Here is a 23,212-nt window from a genome sequence, read left to right as displayed (position 1 = left end):
GCTTAACCCTTACACCTGTTTAACTTTTAAGTTCTAGAGCAGAAAACTAGCACGCATTTTCTGGTAGGTACTTGAACACTTACCTTAAACGTAGTGGGCGAACCACTTAGACTGGTCAACTAGGCAATTTCTGTGCCCGCGCTGTCTCGGTACTCCGAGCAGCGCCGGGTGATTGACCTGTACAGAAATCTCGTTTTTTGCCGATCGACTGCCGCTACTTGGCGGAGGATACAGAAGCGGCCGCGGCCTCATCCAAAGTGCTAGCTAGCTGCACCGGCAACTGTCCCAAACGCTTTTTAACAGCCTCAGCATCGATCTCTACCAGCCGCAGCACAACTTGGATGTGGCGGTTAGCGCGAGCTTTCCGTTCCAAATAGCCGGCTACTGCGGCGATTATTTCCTCTGTTTTGGAGGCGCTGCCCAAAATATTTACAAGTATCACCTTAACGCTTTTATCCTGAGCGACTAACTCCAGACCCAACTCCGCGCGATCGCGCAGGGCATTTGCTGCATCGTAGCGGTCTAGGGAACCAATATTCACAAAATTAGCGGGTTTTCCTCCTTGGTGGGTTACAGCATCCAGAGTTGCCATTGTCAGGCCCACTCCGTTGCACAAAATCGCGATATTTCCGTCTAGTTCGATTAATTGCAGGGATTCTGAATTCGAGATTGGGGATTTAGATTTGGGGTCAAACTCCGGCGACTGCTGAACCTTGGACTGGGAATGGGAGCGATCGCCAGAGGCATGGATACTTCTCCTTTCCCGTCCCAACCCGCTGCTTTGCCTCTTCTCCGAGAGTGTGGCCAAATCTGGATGTCGTCCCAAGGCATCGTCGTTGGCGGTGACTTTACCGTCTAAAGCCATTACCTCACCCGTCGGACTGATACCGAGAGGATTGATTTCTACTAGATCTAAATCTTTTTCGACAAACAGCCGGTACATTTTTTCGACAATGGTGCTCACCGATTGAATCAAGTCTCCCTGCAATCCCATTTTCAGCGCGAGACGCCTCGCGTAGAATGGGGAAAATTCTTGATCTACGGCCACTTGCTGCATTTGCTCGATCGACCCTTCAACATCCATACCTCCTTGTCTTGATCCCAGAAGCACCGGGCGGCGGGCTACGGGGTCTAGGAGTACCGCTAAGTACAATTCTTGGTCCGCGTTGTACTTTGCTTCTGCCAGCAGGACTTGGGGATATTCACTCTCGATCGGCAAATTAAAAATTGTTTGAGCGGCTGCTACTGCATCGATCGTATTTTCCACAAACTTGATACCGCCCGCCCTGCCCCGTCCCCCAGCCCGCACTTGCGATTTGAGTACAACGGGGTAGGGAATTTTCAGTCCTTTGAGGTCGGCGGGATTGTCAATCCGCTGCGACGGCAAAATCGGAATTGCCATCTGGCGAAATAAAGATTTAGCTTGGTACTCTAACAAATCCATTATCAATTACGGGTGACGGGTAGTTGGCAACAAGCAATTCGTCCTAATTGGCAATTCATAATTAATAGATAGTAATTGGTTTTTTGTCAAGTTAAAAGTTAAAAATTATTGCTTTTCTCTTTTATTTTTCGACTTGTGTATGACCGATTACTTGTTCGCTATTACCGCTCGCCGATTACCTATTACCTAAGCTGTTTCAAAGTGTGTTTTTCTAGGAATTCCCAAATTTTACTTTTAGGCTCTGGCGGGGAAATATTTGGCGAGCATTGGTGTTTTTTTGCCTCGGAAAATCTTCAGATGTTCGGCGATACTGTGCCGAAATATTTCTGCGAATTGTTTACTTGAGGCTATTAACAGCGCCTTGATGGACGGTTTTGACCCATTTGAGCCGCTTGGGCCGTACCGCAATCCGAGCCGTCACAGTCCCTACCAGCAGCCAGTGGAACATATACACAGTACCCCGCAGCGTTTGCAGCAAGGTGACAAAAACTCTTTTAACGTCAAATTTGGTCTCTTTGCGAGTGCGGCGCAAACCGACAAACATTCCCACCACCGACAATGTAAGGGTCATAAAAGTTATGGGACTAGCGATCGGCATCCGGCGCAGCGCAATTGACATCACAAAGTCGGGTAGCGCTACTGTAGGTAAGAAATATTGAGATACCCAAAATCCAAATAAATCCCAAGTTTTCCCAGTTCCCATGCGGTTCCGCAAAATTAGCCGCCAGTAGTCAAGATAACGCTGATAGCCACCTTCGGCCCAACGATTGCGCTGGTGCCACAGAGCGCGAGGGTTAGTGACTCCTTCTTCTGACACGGCTGGGAAAGCGAGAAATTCAATGTCCCATCGGTCTAGGTGCAGCCTCAGAGTCAAATCCAGGTCGTCGGTAATCGTCTCTTCGTTCCAGCCTCCGCAGCTTTCCAAGGCGGTGCGACGCATGAATTGGCCGTTACCGCGCAATTCTCCAATGCCGCCGATCGCAATCCGCTGCTGCTGGAAAAAACTGTCCAGAGCCATTTCAGCTTCTTGGCCACGAGTCCAAAAATTTACCGAAGCATTGGCGATGGCTTTTCTGACTTGCACAGCCCCTACCTTTTCTCCCTGGAACACTGGCAGCACCCGGCGCAGCAAATCCGGCGTTACCGTCGCGTCGGCGTCAAATATTCCGACAAATTCCCCGCGAGTCAGGGGTAACACTTGATTCAGGGCTCCAGACTTCCCGCCGCTGGCATTTGCTCCTCTGCGAAATACTTTGAGCTGGGGGTACTTTTTGGTTAGCTGTTCCAATACTAGCGGCGTGGCGTCGCTGCTGTGATCGTCGATCGCCCAAACTTCGTAACGGTCGATCGGATAATCTACATTGCAGATGGATTCTACGAATCGGGCAATCACCGCTTCCTCATTTTTCGCTGCCACTAGCAGCGACACGTAAGGCCAATCCTCTCGGCTTTCATCGGCAAGAGGCGGCAGTGCGGGCTTGGGTTCCGCAAACAACACTCGAAATGCTTGCATCCACAGCAGTCCCGTCAACCCCCACACTACCCACGCACCCCAAGAAATCAAGTGCAGGGCGATCGTGCCGGCCCAAATCGCAGTCAGCACTGCGGCAGCTTTTCCGCGGCGTCCCCGGTACAGATTTTGAGGAAAAGACGGAGTTCCCGGCACAGACACCGCAACCGGGAGCTCTGCTTTTGTTTCCGCGTCAAACACCCTGTCGCCAATGTCTGGTATAGCAAATACTTTGCTGAGCTTCGAGTGCGAGGTCAAACTCTTGAGCTCTTCTTGAGCTAAATCAGAGATGTCCAAGTTAAGCTCGCTGCGAGCGTCGTTTTCTGGCCAAGAACTCTCCTGCATAGGTTACTTGATTCAACCACCAATAGTTTTTGATTTTAGATATAAGCATCTACTGTATCAGTTTCTGGACTTTTGTCGAAAGCGGACGGGAGGACAACCAGCGGGTTCGGTGCTTGTACGGCCCTGGTAAATGGGTACTGCATCGAGTATTTTGGTTGACTTTTGCTTGCGATCGACCAGGAATATCTGTTAGTTTTTTCTGGGGATCTAAACTATCTGTTAGTAATAATTGTCTGAGGTGGAAATATGTCTATTCCTCAACTCAAGCCAGCCGATGACAAAGAAGTGAAAGTCTACGCGCCTTTCTGTCAAGAGCCCAGGCGCAAGTTTTTACCGCACGCTATTGGCCTCTACAAGCTTAAAAGCTTGGAGGGGGCAAGAAAAATTGACGGTGGGGAGAGCGTGCCGTTTGTCGCTAGTTGGAATATCTCGTCGCTGCCGATCGACTTAACCCGCTGTCGGGTGTTGTTTGACGGCAATGCTGAACTCAGCTACGAAGTGACTATGCAAAGCTCTGAGTTTGTTAGTTGCTTAATTGAGGTACTCCTGACTTTTCAGCGGACTCGTACTGTCGATTTTTCTAAAACGTTTTACCGCAAGCTGATGCGAATGGATGAATAACTTTCACCGCAGCCGCACTCCCGAAAGTCCGCAATTGACAATCAAGCAATTTAATCTGGGGTCCCCGGATTGATTCGTGGATCGAGAAAAAAGCTCCGAATCCCGATCGCCAGCCCCCGGATTTATCAGTGGGGTCGCTTTCTTCAATCTAAAATCTAAAATCTAAAATCTAAAATCGATTGACGGGGGCTATAACTGGCGCACCAATAGTGTAAAGCCTCGACAGCAACATTACATGATTGGTGCATCAGCCCTATTTGAGAAGCGGAAAGAATAAGTGAGTTGTTGGATTATTCTTAATAATCCCTTTGGGAGTCAGCACTTATCCCCATTGCTAAAGTAAATCTACAGCAGTTTTCTGTTGATCGTGATACAGATTTCGCGTAGGGACTCAGGCTTTGCCTGAGTCCCTACCTGTATTTCATCCAATTGAAAACAGTTGTATTTGTTGTGGGACAAGCCCAAAAGCCTATTTCGGACATTGGTGCTGTGCAAGTGCGTGAAGCGAAGCTATCGCCGTTAGGCGAATCGCGGCGTCCGATTTCGTTCAAATTTTGCGCCTCGGTAGCTGATAGCAAAGCGCTGTATATCCTCCCAAGGAAAATCAATCTACAGCCCTTGAACTGCGATCTGGCTAGCATGGCAATCAGCCTTTGGGCTGCAGAAATGCCAGCCCACGCCGCCAGACAATTTATGTGTTTAGAAGCTATAAGCCCGATTCTAAGCAGCTTATTGCTCGCAGTGCCACCGATCAGTTTGAACGCGGGCGATCGTACTAATAATTAATAACTAATCATACAACGTATCGATTTTTGATTATATGCAAAAATGATCAGGCAAGCACCAGGCTTTATTTCTACAAAATACCTGTATGATAGCAATCACAAATGAGTCGTATTTTTTTACCCCACCCCAACCCTCCCCGAACCCGCGGGGAGGGCGTAAGAAATTCACAAATGATGCGAGGATTGCTATATATCAAACAAAAACTGCACCAAGCCCTCTCTCTAGGTATTTCATTGTGAAAGCACCCAATTCTACCTGTTATTTTTGTTTTATAAAGTCGGCACTGATATCTAATTTCAGCAATAAAAATGGCTAAAGTTTTTATAATTAAAATAAATTTTTAAACAAATTATGAGCGATAAAAAAATTAAAATATGATTGTAAAATAAACAATTTAAAAACTGCTTTCCCAAAATAAAGTAAAAAGAATGGGAAGAAAAGGGTTGCGAACAGGTGAATAAAAATTTTTTGTAAAAAAACAATCTGCCCAAAAGCGACAAAATCGAGTATAATAGTATTGCCAAATTGAAGAGCAGTTCAGAAATACTGTAGAAAAAACTAAATTTATTGAAATAGACAGGTGCAAATTGAGGATTGAAGGCGTACCCAAATTGACTAAATATTTGCTGATCGGTTCCACAAAAGCTTACAGCGGCAAGTCGGCCATCGCCCTGGGGATGGCACTCGGGCTCCGGGGAAAAGGACTCGCCGTCGCCTACGGCAAACCTCTGGGAACCTGTTTCAGCTCCGAGGGAGCTGGGATCGAGGACGAAGACGTGCGGTTCGCGGTAGAGACGCTGAAGCTCTCAGAAAGTCAGATGCCGTCAACACTGCTGTATTTGGATGAAGAGACGGTTCACAAGCGTTTGCGGAGAGAAGACAAGACAGATTACCGCCTGTCTTTAGCGCAATATTTGCAAGCTCCCAGCGGAGACTTGGTGCTGTTAGAAGGCCCAGCTAATTTGGAGGAAGGCAGTCTATTTGACTTGTCTTTGGCTCAAGTCGCTGGGGCAGTTGATGCCTCTGTGCTGTTGGTAGCCCGCCCGATCGATCTTTATATAGACGATTTGCTGTCGGCTAAACAGCGTTTGGGTTCGCGGTTGCTGGGCGTGGTACTCAACGACGTTCCCTCGGACAAACTCGAATCGGTAACGGCGACTGTGCGGCCTTTTCTGGAGGCTGCAGGTATTCCAGTTTTGGGAATGCTGCCGAGAAGTGCTTTGCTGCGAAGTGTCAGCGTCAAAGAATTGGTGCACCAATTGAAAGCTGATGTGCTGTGCCGTCGAGACCGTTTGGACTTGATGGTGGAAACCTTGACAATTGGCGCGATGAATGTTAGTTCTGCTCTGAAGTATTTCCGCAAAGCGAGAAATATGGCGGTGGTGACGGGGGGCGATCGCACGGACATTCAGCTAGCGGCTCTGGAGAGCTCGACTCAGTGCTTAATTTTGACAGGCCACTTGCCTCCTTCTCCCCTAGTGATTGGCAGGGCAGAAGAAATGGAAATTCCGGTTTTGTCTGTTGATTTGGATACCTTAACCACGGTAGAAATTATTGACAGCACCTTTGGCAACGTGCGCCTGCACGAACCGATCAAGGTGGAATGCGTTACTCAGCTAATGGCAGAACATTTTGACCTTGATGGCATGATCGCATCCTTGGGCCTGAGCGACCGAGTCCATTAATAAGAGAGCCGGAGCTGAGGGAAGAAGGTATTCGGCAGAGAGAACTTTTTGTTTAAATAAATAAAAAGCTAAAATTCTTAAATTCTCAATTTTTCTTGAATTCTACCTTGAGCTCCGGCTGCCGAATGCCTTCAGACATTCTGCCTTCTGGCTTCCTTAAATCTCCAGATCCTCTAGTCAGATCCCGTAAATCAGCAATTCTTAACTTCTTTTTGGCGGCAATGGCTAGTGAGTCTGCTAAAATCCACAACGTAGTTTTATTTAATTTAATAAATTCTTTGAGTCAATCAATTGAGCTACCCAGAGTAGATGATTTTTTACAAGAACTAGCGGCGATCCAGCAAACCAGCTCCAAGCGGCTTGCTCTTTTGGGTTCTCGCCACGTTCCTATTACCCACCAGCAGCTAATTGAGATGCTGAGCTACGCCATAGTTCTGGGAGGCAATCAGCTCATCACTTCTGGCGCTACAGGCACCAATTCAGCCGCAATTCGGGGGGCAATGCGAGCAGATCCTAATCTGCTGACTGTGATTTTGCCACAAAGCATGAGTCGCCAGCCTCGGGAGTCTCGCGAGCAACTCGAACAAGTGATACATTTGGTAGAAAATCCCAAAAATGATAGCTTGTCTCTCCCGGAAGCAAGCGCCATGTGCAATCAGGAGATTATTTCTCGCTGTCAGCAACTGATATGTTTTGCTTTTCACGAAAGCCACACTTTGCTGAAAACTTGCCAGGATGCGGAGGAACAGCGCAAGGTAGTTACTCTGTTCTATTTTGATTGAACTGCGAGGCGGATGATGCTGTTGGGATTGCCTGTGTCGGTTATTCTGCTGGATTGTATTGCTGCTGCTGCTGCGCTGGTTTACGCACCGTTTTTGGTGGTTGCGTTCGCCCGCTTGCAGCTAGGCTACGACCAAGCAGCGCCCCGCGCTATGTTTGAGAGGTTGCCGGCTTACGCTCAGCGGGCAACTTGGGCTCACCAAAATTCGTTTGAGACGTTTATGCTGTTTTCAGCGGCGGCTTTGATGGCTTTTGTGACGGGGGTAGATTCGGAACTGGCGGGTTGGGCTGCGATCGCTTTTACGATCGCCCGGTTGTTGTTTTCGGTTTTCTATATTCTGAATGTGCCGCTGGGGCGATCGCTCATGTTTGCGATTAGTTCTTCTTGCACAGCTACTTTATTCTATTTCAGTTTAATGGCTGTTAATGGCTAATTAATTATTATTAGTCAGTGGTCTGTAGTCATTAGTCATTAGTCATTAGTTAAGAGAAGCTTAATTAATGACTAATTACCAACTACCAACTACCAGTTACCCATTACCAATTACCCATTACCAATTACTAATTTATGGCTGCTAGTTATTCCTTTGATATTGTCAGCGATTTCGATCGGCAAGAATTAGTTAACGCTGTTGACCAAACTGTGCGGGAAATTCAAAGCCGCTACGACTTGAAAGATACCAAAACTACCGTGGAATTAGGCGCAGAATCCATTACTGTCAATACGGACAGCGAATTTACTCTCGATGCAATTCACACTGTTTTGCAAACTAAAGCCGCCAAGCGAAATTTATCTTTGAAAATTTTTGATTACGGCAAAGTTGAAGCTGCTAGCGGGAGTCGGGTGCGTCAAGAAATTAAACTTAAAAAAGGAATTAGTCAGGAAATCGCCAAACAGATTACTAAATTGATTCGCGATGAATTTAAGAAGATTCAAGGTTCGATTCAAGGAGATGCAGTGCGGGTGTCTGCTAAGGATAAGGATGATTTGCAGTTGGTGATTCAACGCTTGAAACAAGAAGATTATCCGGTAGCTTTGCAGTTTACAAATTACCGCTAGATTTGAGAGTTTATCGGGACTTCAATCCTCATAGTTCTGGCGAATCAGCACTAAAGTCCTGATTAGAAACAACTTTTTACCTGCTTAATCTTAAATATCTAAACCCGTGACTGTTAAGTCGGGAGGATGTTCGACAACAAACTGGTAATATAACTCTTGCTTTGCTTGCGGTGGCAGAGACATTATCCATTCTAGCCGTCCCATTTCACCTGCTACTATCTTCGGATTAGTGAGAGTCGATCGCACTTTAATTTGTTCATTGCGGCTGACTGGCAATTGCTCTTGTAGTGTCAGGTGTACCTGCACCTGATGCAAGTTTGTCACATTTAAGCGATAAGCGTAACTCGTGCGCCTCTGCTGACCGATCAGTTTTTTATCTACTTGTCTTTCTACTAATTCCCGCTCTATTTTTAGCCCTTCATCTATTCCTAAATTCAGTTTATATTCTTGCCCGGGGGAAACATTTTCTAACTGCACACTGCCAACAAAAGTGTTGTCGCGAAAGATATTTCCTTTACCGGGCAGAAGAGTTGCACCTGTCAGCGGATTCACAACCACTGCTTGCAAATAGGCAAAACTGACTACTCGTGGGACGGCTATATATTCAGGTTTAAACGGATAATTTTCGCTGAAAATCGTCACTTTGTGCGGTGTACCGTCGCTGGGAATGTTGGTATTTCCCCCTACTTGAAATGAGACGGTGCCACCTTCTTTTGATACTTGTGCGATCGCGGTTTGAGCTGCTATGGATTCGGGTGCGGCAGCAGCACCGTCCCCAGCCATCATTGCAAATTGTGCCTCGGTTTCCATCTCTAATTCCATATAGTCTCTTTCCATTTCTGCTCCCGCAGTCGGTCGGGTGGGTTTCATCAAAATTTGTCGGGATCGAGCTGATCTTGGGTGAACAATATCGATAAACCAGGGTTGGAGTTTTGGTGGCAAAGTTCCCATTCCGGGTTTAGCTGTGGATAAAGTCAGCGCTACTCCCGTCCAATCTTCCCCTGTATTTTGATTGACTTCGGCTAGGTAATTGAGATTAATTTGGTTGTTGGTAGTGTTGACTCGCAAGTCGTAAAGGGGAGTCCAATTTGCTCGCCTTACTACATAATAAACTTCTAGGTCAAAATTGCCGCTGCCACTTGGTTCGATGGCGACAATGATGTTAAAACTTTGCTGGGAATGGGGAGTCTTTACTTGTTGTAACTGCTGCTGTAAAGCTTGTATTTGACTGTCTAATTCGCGCTGCTGTTTTTCGTGTTGGGCGATCGCACTTACATATTTTAGGTAATTAGTTCCTAAAAAGTTGAGCAATTCACCAGTTTCGTTTAAACCTACCTGCTGTTTGGCGATGCTGCTGGAAAAGAAACCGACGCTTTTTTCGCTTAAATCTTCGACAAATTTGAGTTGAATTCTTCGGGCGGTTATTTTGTCGTTAATTCCCCGTCTTTGGGTTTGTAACTCCTGAATTTGTTGGGTTAATTCGGCAGTGCGATCGCCCACTGGTTCGCTGCTAAACACTGTTTCGGTTCGCACTCCCAGCAATCGCACTGCAACTGTACCCGCACCCGTGGCCCTGACTGACTCTGTTTCGAGGGTTGCGGGTACAGAGGCGATCGCCAATTCTCGCTCGTTTCCCGCCAAAGCGACTGTACCGCGCCGAGTCACCAAAGCGCGATCGGTATAAACTGTAACTTCTGATATGCTAGTATCTAGTGTTTTGATGGTATCAGAATTAATAATTTCTGAGTCAGTCATTGCCAGTTGCTCCTATTTAATAACCGTTTAGTTGAGCGTGCATTTTTCAAAGTAGTTGATTAATCAAACTCAGAAGTTATTGGATTATCTACAGCGGGGGAGGGCGGGTTTACGAGATCATTAGTTTTATACATTGATGGTTGGTCAAACCTGCCCCTACAGTTTGATGTTCAAAATGGTAGCGCGGGGGTGGGCAGGTTTATGAGATCGTTAATGTTAGGCATTAATAGTTGATAAAACCCGCCCCGTCGGTTAATTTTAGCTCAGCGGCTCGATTCCTGCCAAATCCAAAATTTGAGGAATTAAATCTTCTCGTTTGACGGCCATCATGTGAACTCCTTGACAAACCTGCCGCGCTAGCTTGACTTGTTCTGCCGCAATTTTTATGCCTTCCTGCAAGGGTTCTGGAGCTTTAGCCAAACGGTCGATCGTCTCTTGCGGAATGTGAACTCCCGGCACGTATTTTTTAATAAATTCAGCATTTTTAGCTGATTTAAACAAAAATATCCCTGCTAAAACTGGCTTGTTGCAGCCCGCTGCAACATGGTGCATAAACTTATCCAAAACTTCAAAATCTGTAATTAATTGACTCTGAAAAAACTGCGCTCCAGCCTCTACTTTTTTCTCAAATCGACTTTGCAAACCCGACCAACTGGGGCATTGCGGATCGACGGCAGCACCGACAAATAAATCGGTAAATCCGTCTGTTAACGGTTTGTCATTCCAGTCTTTGCCACCGTTCATTTTTTGAATAACTTGCAATAGCCGAACTGATTCCAAATCGAATACACTTTTTGCTTTAGGATGGTCGCCCGCTTTGACGGGATCGCCTGTAAGTGCTAATACATTGCGAATGCCTAAAGCGTGGGCTCCCATGAGATCCGCTTGCAGGCCAATTTGATTGCGATCGCGACAAGCAACTTGACAAATTGGCTCAATTCCGTGCTGCACTAAAATCGCCGAAACGGCTAGGGGGCACATTCGCAACACTGCGCGACTCCCGTCGGTGATATTAATGGCGTGCACTCTGTTTTTGAGGCGTTCAGCCATTTGAATTGTGTGAGTCATGTCGCCCCCTTTTGGTGGGGCAACTTCGGCGGTAATTATAAATTCTCCGGGGGTGGTGCAGGCTGTGCGAAAACGGTTCATGATTATTTGTCGGTTATTGGTTATTTGTTATTTGACAGTTGACTGTTGACAGTGGACTGTTGGCAGTTGTTAGTGGGCAGTTGGCAGTTGTCATTCTTAACAAGTAACCAAGAACAACTAACAACTAGCAACTAACAACTAAACAGGTAAAGAATAACCGAAAGCTGTCTTAACCTTAGTTAGAGTTTGATTAGCAATAGCTTCTGCTTGTTCTCTTCCACGACGTAGTACAGACTCTAAATATCCCGGCTCGTCCATTATTTCCTTGTATTTATCCTGAATAGGTTTGAGGGCATTAATCGTCGTCTCTGTCAGCAAGGGTTTAAAATCTCCCCAACCCATGTTTTCACACTCTGTTGCTACTTCTTCCTTAGATTTGCCGGAAAGCAGGAGATAAAGTGTCAGCAAATTTCTAGCTTCGGGGCGATCGGGGTCGTCAAAAGTCAAACCCCGCACGGCATCTGTTTTACAGCGCTTGATTTTTTTAGTGATCGTATCTGGCGAATCCAATAAATTAATTCGACTTTGTTCGGAAGGGTCAGATTTCGACATTTTGCGCGTGCCATCTGTCAAACTCATCACCCTCGCACCGTCAGTCCGAATTAACGGTTCGGGAAGTTTCAATACTGGCTTTTCGGGTGTGCCGAATTGGTGATTTAATCTGATCACAATATCGCGGGTGAGTTCCAAATGCTGTTTTTGGTCTTCTCCCACTGGCACTTTGTCGGCATCGTAAAGCAAAATGTCTGCTGCCATTAACACCGGATAATTTAGCAAGCCGGCGTTGACATTTTCACCTTGTTTAACTGCTTTTTCTTTAAACTGAATCATATCTTCGAGCCAGTTAACCGGCGTAATGCAGTTGAGCAGCCATGCTAGTTCTGTGTGCGCCGAGACGTGTGATTGCACGAAAATAGTAGAATATTCTAAATCGATGCCGCAAGCTAAATAGAGTGCGGCGATCGTGTAAGTGTCGGAGGCTAGAGTTGCTGGATTGTGCGGTGCGGTAATTGCGTGCAAATCGACTACGCAGAAGTAATTTTCGTACTGACTTTGACCTTCTACCCAGTTGCGAATGGCACCGAGATAATTGCCGAGGTGAAGATTGCCTGTTGGCTGAACTCCTGAAAGAACGCGCTGTTTGCCCATGACGAAAGAATAGAATTGAACTCACATTTCTATATTGACACGTTATTTCAATTTCAGAGCCTCTAATTTTCTGGGGGTTGACTGTTGACTGTTGACTGTTGACTGTTGACTGCTGACAACTGAGTAATTACCAATCTGTCAGCAACCTTGCTTTGCGTAGAACAAATGTCAGAACAGTTTCTTCGCCGGTAATAATATCGGCTCTGCCTTCCATTCCCGATTGAATCGAATACTGGCGGGGGACATTAGCTTGCGGGTTGCCGAAGAATTGACCGTTGGCGGATTTGAGTTTTGTTAAATAAGTTTGTTCGGGCTTAATTGCCACTTCGTAATAAGCTGTACCTAAATTATTAGTGGGATTTTGAGTGGCGATCGCATCTGGGGCAATTTCGCTGACAGTTCCTTTTAATGTGCCGTAATCGGGGAAAGGCAAAGCCGAAATCCTGATCTGTACGGGTTGGCCGATTTGGATGCGGGCAATGTCTTGGGATGTCACCTTGGCTTTGATTACCAGGGGTACGTCGCTGGGGACGATTTGGGCGATCGCGCTGCCGGCTTGTACGGTTTGACCAGTATTTTGTACTTCCAATCTGAGAATTGTACCATCAGCAGGCGCGCGGATTACGCTATTTTCGAGTTTTAAGTCAATTTGATTTAGTTCTTTTTTAGCTTGAATCAATTGTTGTTGAATGGACGATTGCTTGACGAGCAAAACCCGCCGACTTCGGCCGAGTCTTTCGGCGACATCCGGCAGCGATGTGGCGAATTTTACTAAAGCGGATTCGATTAATTCCTGTTGGGCGGAACTTTCACTTTGGATGCTTTTAAATTGGGCGCTGGCCAAAATTTGATTTTCTAAGTCGCGCAGTTGCTGGTTGATTTGCTGTGCTGCTGTTTGAGACTGATTAATTATTTCTTGTAACTGCTTTTTTTGAGCGCCCAAACGGGAAGCGTCTACAACTGCGATCGCATCTCCTTCTTTTACTGTCTGATTCTCGCTGACAGCAATGCTTTCGACGGTTCCTTCGGTTGCTGCTTGCACGACGCGCACTTCTCCGGCTGGACGGACGATCGCATCTGCTTTGACTGTAGCGCTGTATTTGGTGACGCTAGCGAGGGCGATCGCCCCGCCAAAGGTCGCCACCATCAAAAGGCCACCCAAAGTCGTCCAGCGGCTGACAGGGGGCAAAAACTGGTCGTTATCAAAGGTTTCAGCGGGTGGGGCTTCGGGAGTGAGAGACATGGCGGCAAGGGAGAGAGGGTAATAGTTTGGAGTTGGGAGTTTTGAGTTGGGGGGGAGGGAGAGATCGATCGCTGATTTGTTTTGTCACTTTTATGATCGGCTTTCCGGAAACCAAGCATAGGTTTAGAAGTCTAAATCAAAATTCACAGGGTAAAGGTAAAAATCCGCATAGCTTTGCCGTTCCCACCGACAAACTTCGCCAAATATCAAGAGGAGTGGAGCCAGCGGGTCACTGTCATGAAAAGACGGCCGCTGATTTGTTTTATCACTTTTACGATCACCTTTCCGGAAACCAAGAATAGGTTTAGAAGTCTAAATCAAAATTCACAGGGTAAAGGTAAAAATCCGCACAGCTTTGCCGTTCCCACCCACAAACTTCGCCAAATATTAAGACGAGTGAAGCCAGCGGGCCACTGTCATGAAAATACGGCGTTTCCCCAATGAGTTTTGGCACTGTTACCGGGTTTTTTCTGTATGCGTAGGTAGTAAGTAAGTACATAGGTATTAATAGGAGTTATTTATGTCAGAAAATCAACAAGGTTCACTCTTCATCGAAGTAACCGATCGAGAATCTGCTACTGTCAGCGGTGGCAGCATTACCAGCGGTAGCGGTGTCAGCGGTGCTAACAGCAGCAGCGATGACCTCAATATGCTGTTTTTCCTGCCGCAGCCGAGCCAGCTTTATCTGTACGATCCGAGGCGCGCTCTCCCTTACAAAACCCTAGTGGTTTAGTAGATAGCTGAGTCAAGTTGTGCGATCAAGTAAATCTTGAAAATTTCCCCGTAATATTCCGGAGGTCGCACAGCACGACAAGAAGTATTAGTCAGTATTTACACGAGGCTTTAGAAATTAGATAAGATTTCTAGCTTCCCTTCACTTTTCTAAACTTAAACGGAGTCAAATCATGAAAGAAACAAAGGACAATTCACTGTTTACTGAACTTACATCTGAAGAATCAGCTAGCGTCAACGGCGGTTACTATTATTCTAATGAATACGACTGTTACCGTCCGAGGCGTCACGTCGTGTACCGCCGGAATTGCGACGGCTCCTTCAGAGCAGTGTACCGCTACTGGTAAGGTTTAGTGCTGTCAATTCAGCTCGATCTATTGATGTGAATTAATAAAGCACCCATAAACTTATGGGTGCTTTGTTCTGATTGGCTACTCGGTGAAGAGTAATGTTCATTAGGCTCTACTCATTATTCATTTTGCCAAATGTTAAAGAACATTCCTTTTATCCGAGAAATGCCTTTCTTCGGACAAGTAAACAGGTTGATGAAATATCAGGTTGTGCTCCAGCAGAGCGAAGAAGATTGCGGTGCAGCTTGTCTGGCTTCGATCGCCAAATTTTACGGACTAAATTTTACAATTAGCCGTTTGCGAGAATTTGTCGGCACTGGGCAACAAGGGACGACTTTACTGGGCTTGAAACAAGGAGCTGAGGCGATCGGCTTCAATGCTCGATCGGTGCGAGCAGCCGCTGCAATTTTAGACAAGCTCGATGATGCCCCTCTACCGATGATTATTCACTGGAGTGGCTCTCACTGGGTTGTGTTGTACGGAAAACAGGGCAACAAATATGCGATCGGCGATCCGGCTGTCGGTATGCGCTATGTTTCTAAAGCAGAATTAGCAGCAGCTTGGACAGATTGGCTGTGCTTGCTAGTAGAACCCGATGCTGAGCGGTTTTTTGCGGCAGCAGACGGTCAACCGCCCGCTAATTCCTTACAAAAATGGATGCGCCGGATTGGGATTTATCGCCCGATTTTAATGGAAGCATTTTTGCTGAATGCAGTGTTGGGTTTGCTGTCCATTTCTTCGCCTTTTCTAGTTCAAATGCTCACCGACGACATCCTGGTGCGGGGCGACAGACAACTCCTGGCAAGCGTGGCGATCGCAGTTATAGTTATGAACCTTTTTAGCAGCAGTTTAGGATTGGTACAGTCGAACTTAATTGCTCAGTTTTCCCAACGTTTAGAGTTGGGATTAGTAATGGAATTTGCACGCAAATTCCTGCGATTGCCTTTGAGTTTTTACGAAACCCGACGCAGCGGCGAGATCGTCAGTAGATTACAAGATATCCAAGAAATAAATAAATTAGTTTCTCAAGTCGCTATCAGCTTGCCTAGTCAATTTTTTATAGCTGTAGTTTCTTTTGTGTTTATGTTATTTTACAGCAAAGAACTGACCCTGGCAGCTACAGTCATTGCTCTGTTAATGACTGCATCTACCGTGGTATTTATGCCCGTATTGCAGCAAAAAACGCGCAGTTTATTTGTGTTAGAAGCAGAAACTCAAGGCGTTTTAGTAGAAACTTTTAAAGGCGCGCTGACTGTCAAAACTACTACCAGCGGTCAGCAACTTTGGGAAGAATTTCAAACCCGCTTCGGTCGCTTAGCAAAGCTCACTTTCCGCACTACACAAATTGGCATTCTCAACAATATATTTTCGGGTTTTGTTGCCTCTGCTGGCAGCATTACCCTGCTGTGGCTTGGTAGCGGTTTGGTGATTGACAAGGTATTGAGTATAGGTCAGTTGCTAGCGTTTATTAGCATGAATCAAAACGTTACTACTTGGGTGAATTCGCTAGTAGGATTTTCGGATGAAATGACTCGCGTGCAAACAGCAACTCAACGGCTGTCGGAAGTCATCGATGCTGAACCGGAAACTAAAGACGATACGAATAAACCTTTCGTAACAATTCAGAACCACGACGGTATTGTTTGCAAGGGTGTTAGTTTTCACTACCCCGGCAGACTTGACTTGCTGGACAATTTTTCCGTTACGTTTCCCGGCGGTCAAGCAATTGCTTTAATCGGCTATTCTGGCTGCGGAAAAAGTACACTAGCTAAAGTAATTGCTGGTCTGTATCCGCTGCAATCTGGTAATATTAGAATTGGCGGTTACAACTTGCAGGATTTGTCTCTCGACAGTCTCAGACAGCAGGTAGTATTGGTTCCTCAAGAAGCGCATTTTTGGAGCCGTTCGATTCTAGAAAATTTTCGATTGGGCAGTCCAGATATCAGCTTTGAACAGATTGTTAAAGTTTGCAAAATTGCGGGTGCGGATGAATTTATCAGCCAATTACCGGATAAATATCAAACTGTTTTAGGGGAGTTTGGAGCGAATATTTCTGGCGGACAAAGACAAAGATTGGCGATCGCCCGCGCCATTCTCAACAACCCGCCTGTATTGATTTTAGACGAATCTACCGCAGGCCTTGACCCCGCAAGCGAAGCGGAAGTTTTAGAACAATTGTTGATGTATCGGCACGGGAAAACGACGATTTTTATCAGTCACAGGCCGCGAGTGATCGATCGCGCCGATTGGATTATCATGTTAGAGCGCGGCCGGTTGAAAATGCAAGGCTCGGCTGCAAAATTGCGATCGATTCCAGGAGACCATTTAGAGTTTTTGCATCCTTGAGCTAGTTAATAAAACGACAGGTTGAAATCTGTCACTACACAAACAAAACCAGCCTGCGCGGTTCGACACCGAGCCAACAGTCAACAGTCAACAGTCAACAATCATTTCGCTCGTGCAACCGGAATTGATATCACTCATGACTAATAACTTCTCTAAGATTCTTGAGCCAAAGTACATCGATCGCACAATCCGAAAAACTCCAAAGTGTGATAATAAATTTTGAAAGAATGAGATTGTTGTAGTTGGCTTTCTAAGTGGTGGACGGGACATTCGTCGATCGTAATTGACGCGCCACATTCGAGACAAGTTAAGTGATGTTGGTCTTGGTGGGCGGCACCGTAGAGAGATTCGCCACTAGCAAGCGTTCTGACGTGAACGAACCCCTCTCGCTTTAAACCGTCGAGGGAGCGATAAACGGTTGCTAGGCCCATGCTTTGGTCGCTGTTACGCAGTTCTAAGTAAATATCTTGCGCTGAGAGCGATCGATTCAAGTGCTTGAGCAAGTGTAAAATACGCTCCTGACTGCGGGTGCGGTTGGTTCTCATAATTTTTTTGTGTAATCTGCTGGAATCACATCTGTCCCTATTTCTAGGCTATCTTACTTGGGCGAACCAAATGGCGATCGGCGCGCAGCTCGGTTGTAGAATACAATGGGGCTAACTTTCACATCACCTACCGCAACATTCCCGTGACTCAGAAATATCTTGCCCAAATCTATGTTACCCTCCGCCCTTCTGTTTTAGATCCCGCCGGCACTGCCGTACAGTCTGGTTTGCAACACATGGGATACGACAATGTTGAGCGTGTGCGAATCGGGAAGTACGTTGAATTGACGCTGACTGCTGCTGGTGAGTCCCAGGCCCGCGAACAACTCGATCGCGTTTGCGACCAACTTTTGGCCAATCCAGTGATTGAAAATTATCGCTTTGATTTGACTGAAATTCCTGTTGCTGTGGAGACAGCGGCGGCATAAATGCGATCGTCCGTAGGGTGTTTTTAAACCCGGAGATCCCCCCTAACCCCCCTTAATAAGGGGGGGACAAGAAGGTTCTGAAAGTCTTTGTTAAAAAGCGGGGACAAGAGCATTCAAAGTCTCTGTTAACAATACAAGAACTAGAACGACTCAAAGTCCCCCTTCTTAAGGGGGATTTAGGGGGATCAAGACTTTGATACAAGCGAGAGAAACATAAGATTTTAGTCTTAAGTTGACACTTCTTGCTTCTTCCTGACATCCGTTACATCCGTTACAAAATCTGTTGCCGAACTTTCTTGAGCTTATGAAATTTGGAGTTATTGTTTTTCCCGGTTCAAATTGCGATCGCGATGTGGTGTGGGTGACTCAAGGGTTACTCCACCAACCAACTCGCATGATTTGGCACGAAGATACCGATATTTCGGATATTGATATCATTGTAATTCCCGGTGGTTTCAGTTACGGAGATTATTTGCGGTGCGGCGCGATCGCCCGTTTTTCTCCGGCGATGCGGGCTACTGCGGAACACGCGAAACAGGGCAAACTTGTACTGGGTATTTGCAACGGTTTTCAGGTGTTGACTGAAGCTGGTTTATTGCCCGGTGCTCTGGTACGGAATGCGGGATTGAATTTTATTTGCGATCGCGCTTCATTGAAAGTCGAGCGCGGTAATACTCGTTGGACTGCCGCTTATACTTCGGGTGAAATCATCGATTTGCCGATCGCCCACGGCGAAGGAAACTATTATGCCGATGCCGATACTTTAGCAGAACTAGAAGAGCACAAGCAAGTCCTGTTTCGCTACTGTACTCCGGCGGGCAAAATTAGCGATGCTGGCAATCCCAACGGTTCGTTAAATAATATTGCCGGTATTTGCAACCGCCAAGGCAATGTATTAGGAATGATGCCGCATCCTGAGAGGGCTTCAGATCCGATGTTGGGCGAAACTGATGGGGTGAAATTGTTTCAAGGGTTGCTGATGGCAAGTGTTGCTGCTGTTTTGTAGTTGATATTTGGGGTGTCTATAATTTTATGAACAGGCAAGATGCCTGTGCCACAACAGATTAAATTTATTGTGGGGCGGGCCGGAAAGCCCGCTCTTTGCAACAGGCTTTCCGGCCTGTGCCACAACAGATTAAATTCATCTACAAATAGACATCTCCAATAATTACTGTGGAACAGGCATCCTGCCTGTTCTTGACAAGCTTTAACTGGTTCCCAGGCTCCAGCCTGGGAACCTATATCCAGAGGCTCTGCCTCGCTTTAAAGCGACGCACCTACCAAATTTAAAATGCTAAAATGATTTGAAAGTCAATACATCGGAAAACAGTCCTATGCCTTCACCCTTTCCTGGAATGGACCCCTACTTAGAACACCCCGATTTCTGGCAGGAAACTCACAATCGATTGATTATCGCGATCGCTGATACCATCATGCCTCAAATTCGCCCTAAATATGAGGTTGCAATCGACAAACGCATCTATGAAATTACCGACTTAAATGACAGTAACGACGAGTCCCTTTTAGTAGGTATCCCCGATGTCGCGATTAAGCGTCAATCTAATAACCCGAATATTCCTACAGGTTCAGTTGCCACTGTAAGTATAACACTTCCGACTACCGTTAAAGTGCCTGCTCCTGAAAAAATTAAACAGACTTACTTGGAAGTGCGAGAAATGGCAACGAAACAAGTTGTCACCGCAATTGAAATTCTTTCTCCTGTGAACAAACGTAGTGGAGAAGGAAGAATTACTTATCTCAAAAAACGCCTGAGTATTTTAGGTAGTTTAACTCATTTAGTGGAAATCGATTTACTACGAAAATGGGAATATATGCCCATCATTAACAATTCTATTCAAAGCGATTATCGGGTTTTGGTCAGTCCCAGTAATCGCCGTCCGTTTGCCGAACTTTATGCTTTTAATCTCCGCGATTCTCTACCTATATTTCCGCTTCCATTGCGCGAGGAAGATGTAGAACCTATTGTTAATTTACCAGAAATATTTGGAGGTATTTACGATCGCGCTGGCTATGATTATCGGATCGACTATAATCGAGAACCCGTACCGTCTCTCTCGGAAGAAGATCGGGTTTGGGCAACCCAACTTTTGCAACAAAAAGAATTTCTAGATAATTAATTATATTTTACTTTATATCCTAGGGTTAGTCGCGCTCGATAATCTCTAAATCAACTTGAAAATTTCCTAGCGACGGACTAAACGGCAGCCGGCAAGATATAATTACTACCAACTTTTGAAAAGAGGAATATTTATTTTATGCCACTAATTGACTTAGCTAATTTTAAAACTAGGGTAATTGGATGCAGTGCGGTGATGGCTATTGGACAAGTTATTTCAAATGCGATCGCCAATCCGGCAACTCAAGCAGCAGCGGGTATGATGGGCGGCCCGATCGCAGTTGGGGGAGTTTCGATTTTGGCGGCGATTGCTACTGGTATAGCGGGGAATATCGCGGCTAATGACCTCGGAAATCGGATGACGGAACGGTTGAGCAAAAATCCTAGGATTCTCGATAATCACGATTTGATTAAGGCGGCGGGTGAGGCGATCGGCTATATTTTGAGAGAGGTTGCGAAGTCCGATCGCCTAATTGCGATCGCCGAAACCAAAAATTTGCCTTATCCAGAAACAGCACTCAGTCAATTAGCCGAGAAAACTCCTGAATACTGGCTGGATATTAACACGAATACAGCCGACTTGTCAAGGGGTTTAAATATTTCCGAAGACCAGTTAACCAAGATTTTTTCTGCCGATGCCGAGGAGTTCGATCGAGTTACGGGATTGACAACGGCAGATTGGGCAAGTTTCGTCAACGAATTCGCGGCCAGCGAGGGCAAATCCTTGGATGCGGAAATTGTGGAATTTGTCGCGGACAAACTGTACGCAACTTTCCCGAAAGCGTACCGCGAAGTGCTGAAACTGGATGCGGCGAAGGGAGGAGAAAAGTTTGCGGCAATGCTGTTGAATCTGCACCAAATTGCTTTGGCCCAACTGAGAGATTTGGGGCTGCAAAATGGGGAAATACTGCAAAAGTTGGAGGCCGTGGCAACTGGGCAGCAGATTTGTCAAGTGATGGGGAAATTGTCAGCGATAGAAATTGGCATCCGGGACGATTTGGCGCAAGTTCGGGAATTGCTGCAAACATTTATCGATACTTCCGCGCCCCGATTGCCGATTTCTTTGAAGTCCGAGACGATTATTGAAGACCGGACTAAAGACTTTACCGGGCGCAGATTTGTATTTGAAGAAATTGGCCGTTTCTTGCAAACACATCGCAAAGGCTATTTTGTTTTAGAAGCAGAACCCGGTGTCGGGAAAAGTTCAATTATGGCGCAGTGCGTGTTGATGATGAGACGCCGCTGCGTTACTCATTTTAACTCGCGATCCGACGGGATTGTTGATGCCAAAACTTTTCTGGAAAATGCCTGCCTTCAATTAATTGATGGCTTTAAACTCGGGGAGAAGTATCGGCCACTGCCGGAAAATGCGACGGCAAACGGCAATTTTTTAGGGCGGCTGTTGAAGGAAGTCAGCGCTACATTGGGCGGGAAAAAGTTGATCTTTGTGGTAGATGCCCTCGATGAAGTCGATTTGAGTTTGCAAAGCAGCGGCAGCAACGTTCTCTATTTGCCAGACGTTTTGCCGGATAACGTTTACTTTATTGTTTCCAAGCGGCCGGAATCTTTGCCTTTGCCGATGAATCATCGAGTGTTTGATTTGATGCAGTACGATGCTGAAAGTCGGGAAGATACGAAGGCTTATATTGCAAAACGCACCAGCAATAGCGCGTCGATTCAGAATTGGATTGCCAGTCATGATTTGAGCCGGGAACAGTTTGTGGAGGCTGTGGCTGAAAAAAGCCAGAACAATTTTATGTATCTCCGCTACGTGCTGAATGATATCGAAAACGGCGAGTACAGGGATGTTTCTTTGGAAGACTTGCCTAGGGAGTTGACAGGATATTATCGGAAGCATTGGGCACAGATGATGGGCAGGGAAGACGATCCGCTGTTGGAGATGAAAGTTAAGATTATCTACGTCATCTCGAAAGCGCGCGAAGCTGTTTCTCGCCGCTGGATTGCTAAATCCGTAGGCGAGACAGATTTTAAAGTACAGCAGGTACTCAAGAAATGGGATTCATTTTTGCGGCAGCAGCAAGTCAGCGGCGAAATTCGCTACAGCATTTATCACAACAGTTTTCGCGAGTTTCTGGCAAAAGATGAAACCGTGCAATCTGCGGGGGTTAATGTTGAAGAACTTAACCGCCAAGGTATGAATAACAGGATAGAAGGAGCGCCGCTATGAGCGATTTGGGTGTGTGGTTGGCGGAGCAAAGTAAATCGGAGCGAGAATATTTGTTGAAGCATCAACCCAGGGATTTCATTGAGATTGGGCGAGATTTCAACCGTTATTATGGTTGGGTGACGGATTTTGGTTTTATTGAGGCGAAGTTAAAATTGTTGGGGGTGCAGCCGCTAATTGAGGATTACGATTTATGGAGAAATGCAGATGTTTTGCTGTCGCAGGGGCAAACGGAAACGCTGAACTTGATTCAAGCAGCTATTCGCAAGTCGGCGCACATTTTGGAAAAGGATAAAACTGAATTAGCTGGGCAATTATTGGGGAGGTTGCTAGATTTTGAAAAAACTGATATTCAGGGGTTGCTGGAACAAGCCAAGCAGTCGAAAAATAGTCTTTGGCTGCGGCCTTTGAGGGCTAATTTAGAGCGGCCCGGAGAAGGATGTCTGCGAACCCTCATCGGTCATACTGAGTCGGTAAATGCAGTGGCGATCGCACCAGACGGCAAGAGAGCGATTTCCGCTTCATTCGATAACACCCTGAAAATCTGGGACACCGAGACAGGTACGGAAGTTAGAACCCTCACCGGTCATACTAGCCGTGTACATGCAGTAGCGATCGCACCAGACGGCAAAACAGCTATTTCCGCTTCAGACGATAAAACCCTGAAAATCTGGGATACCGAGACAGGAACGGAAGTTAGAACCCTCACCGGTCATACTAGCTCGGTAAAAGCAGTGGCGATCGCACCAGACGGCAAAACAGCTATTTCCGCTTCAATAGATAAAACCCTCAAAATCTGGGACACCGAGACAGGCACCGAAGTTAGAACCCTCACCAGTCATACTAGGCGGGTAAATACAATTTTTAATAGCCATATAATACATACAGTGGCGATCGCACCAGACGGCAAAACAGCTATTTCCGCTTCAATAGATAAAACCCTCAAAATCTGGGACACCGAG

Annotated in this window: 20 protein-coding genes and 1 pseudogene; 14 read left to right on the top strand and 7 right to left on the bottom strand. The window is 46.2% G+C overall.

Going from position 1 to position 23,212, the window contains the following annotated elements:
• Positions 1–214: 214 nt before the first annotated feature.
• A complete protein-coding gene (locus tag QUA04_RS14260; protein ID WP_333258005.1) occupies positions 215–1,444 on the bottom strand; it encodes a succinate--CoA ligase subunit beta in 1,230 nt (409 codons plus the stop codon).
• Positions 1,445–1,781: 337 nt separating this feature from the next.
• Positions 1,782–3,299 carry a glycosyltransferase family 2 protein gene (locus QUA04_RS14255; protein ID WP_333258004.1) on the bottom strand — a complete coding sequence of 506 codons (1,518 nt, stop codon included), beginning with the start codon at positions 3,297–3,299 and terminating at the stop codon, positions 1,782–1,784.
• A 246-nt stretch (positions 3,300–3,545) separates the two neighbouring features.
• Between QUA04_RS14255 and ebsA the strand changes: the two genes are divergently transcribed.
• From ebsA to QUA04_RS14225, 6 genes are all read left to right on the top strand, one after another.
• Complete coding sequence (gene ebsA / locus QUA04_RS14250) at positions 3,546–3,920, top strand: type IV pilus biogenesis protein EbsA (RefSeq protein WP_006634686.1); 375 nt, start codon at positions 3,546–3,548, stop codon at positions 3,918–3,920.
• 429 nt (positions 3,921–4,349) lie between these two features.
• Complete coding sequence (locus tag QUA04_RS14245) at positions 4,350–4,706, top strand: hypothetical protein (RefSeq protein WP_333258003.1); 357 nt, start codon at positions 4,350–4,352, stop codon at positions 4,704–4,706.
• A 587-nt stretch (positions 4,707–5,293) separates the two neighbouring features.
• Complete coding sequence (locus QUA04_RS14240) at positions 5,294–6,391, top strand: phosphotransacetylase family protein (protein WP_333258002.1); 1,098 nt, start codon at positions 5,294–5,296, stop codon at positions 6,389–6,391.
• Positions 6,392–6,669: 278 nt separating this feature from the next.
• Positions 6,670–7,173 (top strand): DNA recombination-mediator protein A, encoded by a 504-nt coding sequence (locus tag QUA04_RS14235; protein WP_333258007.1) that lies wholly within the window; start codon positions 6,670–6,672, stop codon positions 7,171–7,173.
• 15 nt (positions 7,174–7,188) lie between these two features.
• Positions 7,189–7,605, top strand: a complete 417-nt coding sequence (locus tag QUA04_RS14230) for an MAPEG family protein (protein WP_333258006.1) — start codon at positions 7,189–7,191, stop codon at positions 7,603–7,605.
• Between the two features lie 134 nt (positions 7,606–7,739).
• Positions 7,740–8,231 carry a YajQ family cyclic di-GMP-binding protein gene (locus tag QUA04_RS14225; RefSeq protein ID WP_333258001.1) on the top strand — a complete coding sequence of 164 codons (492 nt, stop codon included), beginning with the start codon at positions 7,740–7,742 and terminating at the stop codon, positions 8,229–8,231.
• A gap of 90 nt (positions 8,232–8,321) precedes the next feature.
• On the opposite strand, the gene QUA04_RS14220 is transcribed toward QUA04_RS14225, so the two are convergent.
• The 4 genes from QUA04_RS14220 to QUA04_RS14205 all read right to left on the bottom strand — a co-directional run bounded on the left by QUA04_RS14220 (position 8,322) and on the right by QUA04_RS14205 (position 13,527).
• Positions 8,322–9,986, bottom strand: coding sequence for a mucoidy inhibitor MuiA family protein (locus QUA04_RS14220; protein WP_333258000.1), 1,665 nt, complete (start codon positions 9,984–9,986; stop codon positions 8,322–8,324).
• Between the two features lie 258 nt (positions 9,987–10,244).
• Positions 10,245–11,135: a methylenetetrahydrofolate reductase gene (locus QUA04_RS14215; protein WP_333257999.1), complete on the bottom strand. Its 891-nt coding sequence runs from the start codon at positions 11,133–11,135 to the stop codon at positions 10,245–10,247.
• Between the two features lie 138 nt (positions 11,136–11,273).
• The gene (trpS, locus tag QUA04_RS14210; protein ID WP_333257998.1) at positions 11,274–12,284 is read right to left on the bottom strand and encodes a tryptophan--tRNA ligase; all 1,011 of its coding nucleotides are present in this window, start codon (positions 12,282–12,284) and stop codon (positions 11,274–11,276) included.
• A gap of 127 nt (positions 12,285–12,411) precedes the next feature.
• Complete coding sequence (locus QUA04_RS14205; protein WP_333257997.1) at positions 12,412–13,527, bottom strand: HlyD family efflux transporter periplasmic adaptor subunit; 1,116 nt, start codon at positions 13,525–13,527, stop codon at positions 12,412–12,414.
• Between the two features lie 520 nt (positions 13,528–14,047).
• On the opposite strand from QUA04_RS14205, the gene QUA04_RS14200 reads away from it, so the two are divergent.
• The 3 genes from QUA04_RS14200 to QUA04_RS14190 all read left to right on the top strand — a co-directional run bounded on the left by QUA04_RS14200 (position 14,048) and on the right by QUA04_RS14190 (position 16,955).
• Positions 14,048–14,260: a secretion protein HlyD gene (locus QUA04_RS14200; protein WP_333257996.1), complete on the top strand. Its 213-nt coding sequence runs from the start codon at positions 14,048–14,050 to the stop codon at positions 14,258–14,260.
• Positions 14,261–14,432: 172 nt separating this feature from the next.
• Positions 14,433–14,606: a hypothetical protein gene (locus tag QUA04_RS14195; protein WP_333257995.1), complete on the top strand. Its 174-nt coding sequence runs from the start codon at positions 14,433–14,435 to the stop codon at positions 14,604–14,606.
• 138 nt (positions 14,607–14,744) lie between these two features.
• The gene (locus QUA04_RS14190; protein WP_333257994.1) at positions 14,745–16,955 is read left to right on the top strand and encodes a peptidase domain-containing ABC transporter; all 2,211 of its coding nucleotides are present in this window, start codon (positions 14,745–14,747) and stop codon (positions 16,953–16,955) included.
• A 152-nt stretch (positions 16,956–17,107) separates the two neighbouring features.
• On the opposite strand, the gene QUA04_RS14185 is transcribed toward QUA04_RS14190, so the two are convergent.
• The gene (locus tag QUA04_RS14185) at positions 17,108–17,500 is read right to left on the bottom strand and encodes a Fur family transcriptional regulator (RefSeq protein ID WP_333055475.1); all 393 of its coding nucleotides are present in this window, start codon (positions 17,498–17,500) and stop codon (positions 17,108–17,110) included.
• Positions 17,501–17,643: 143 nt separating this feature from the next.
• Here QUA04_RS14185 and purS point away from each other — a divergent pair, with 143 nt between their 5' ends.
• From purS to QUA04_RS14160, 5 genes and pseudogenes are all read left to right on the top strand, one after another.
• The gene (gene purS / locus QUA04_RS14180; RefSeq protein WP_333055476.1) at positions 17,644–17,928 is read left to right on the top strand and encodes a phosphoribosylformylglycinamidine synthase subunit PurS; all 285 of its coding nucleotides are present in this window, start codon (positions 17,644–17,646) and stop codon (positions 17,926–17,928) included.
• 304 nt (positions 17,929–18,232) lie between these two features.
• On the top strand, positions 18,233–18,934 hold the full coding sequence (gene purQ / locus QUA04_RS14175) for a phosphoribosylformylglycinamidine synthase subunit PurQ (protein WP_190740429.1): 702 nt from the start codon (positions 18,233–18,235) through the stop codon (positions 18,932–18,934).
• Between the two features lie 328 nt (positions 18,935–19,262).
• Entirely contained in the window at positions 19,263–20,066 is an 804-nt protein-coding gene (locus QUA04_RS14170) for a DUF4058 family protein (RefSeq protein WP_333257993.1), read from the top strand.
• Positions 20,067–20,204: 138 nt separating this feature from the next.
• On the top strand, positions 20,205–22,253 hold the full coding sequence (locus QUA04_RS14165) for an ATP-binding protein (protein WP_333257992.1): 2,049 nt from the start codon (positions 20,205–20,207) through the stop codon (positions 22,251–22,253).
• Positions 22,250–23,212: pseudogene (locus tag QUA04_RS14160) on the top strand (WD40 repeat domain-containing protein); the annotation flags it as partial. The gene QUA04_RS14165 and the pseudogene QUA04_RS14160, both read left to right, overlap by 4 nt.

The sequence above is a fragment of the Microcoleus sp. S13_C5 genome (genome assembly GCF_036700845.1).
Taxonomy (GTDB): Bacteria; Cyanobacteriota; Cyanobacteriia; order Cyanobacteriales; family Microcoleaceae; genus Microcoleus.
The sequence above is the reverse complement of the archived record's forward strand: the minus strand, read 5'-3'. Positions and strand labels throughout refer to the sequence as shown.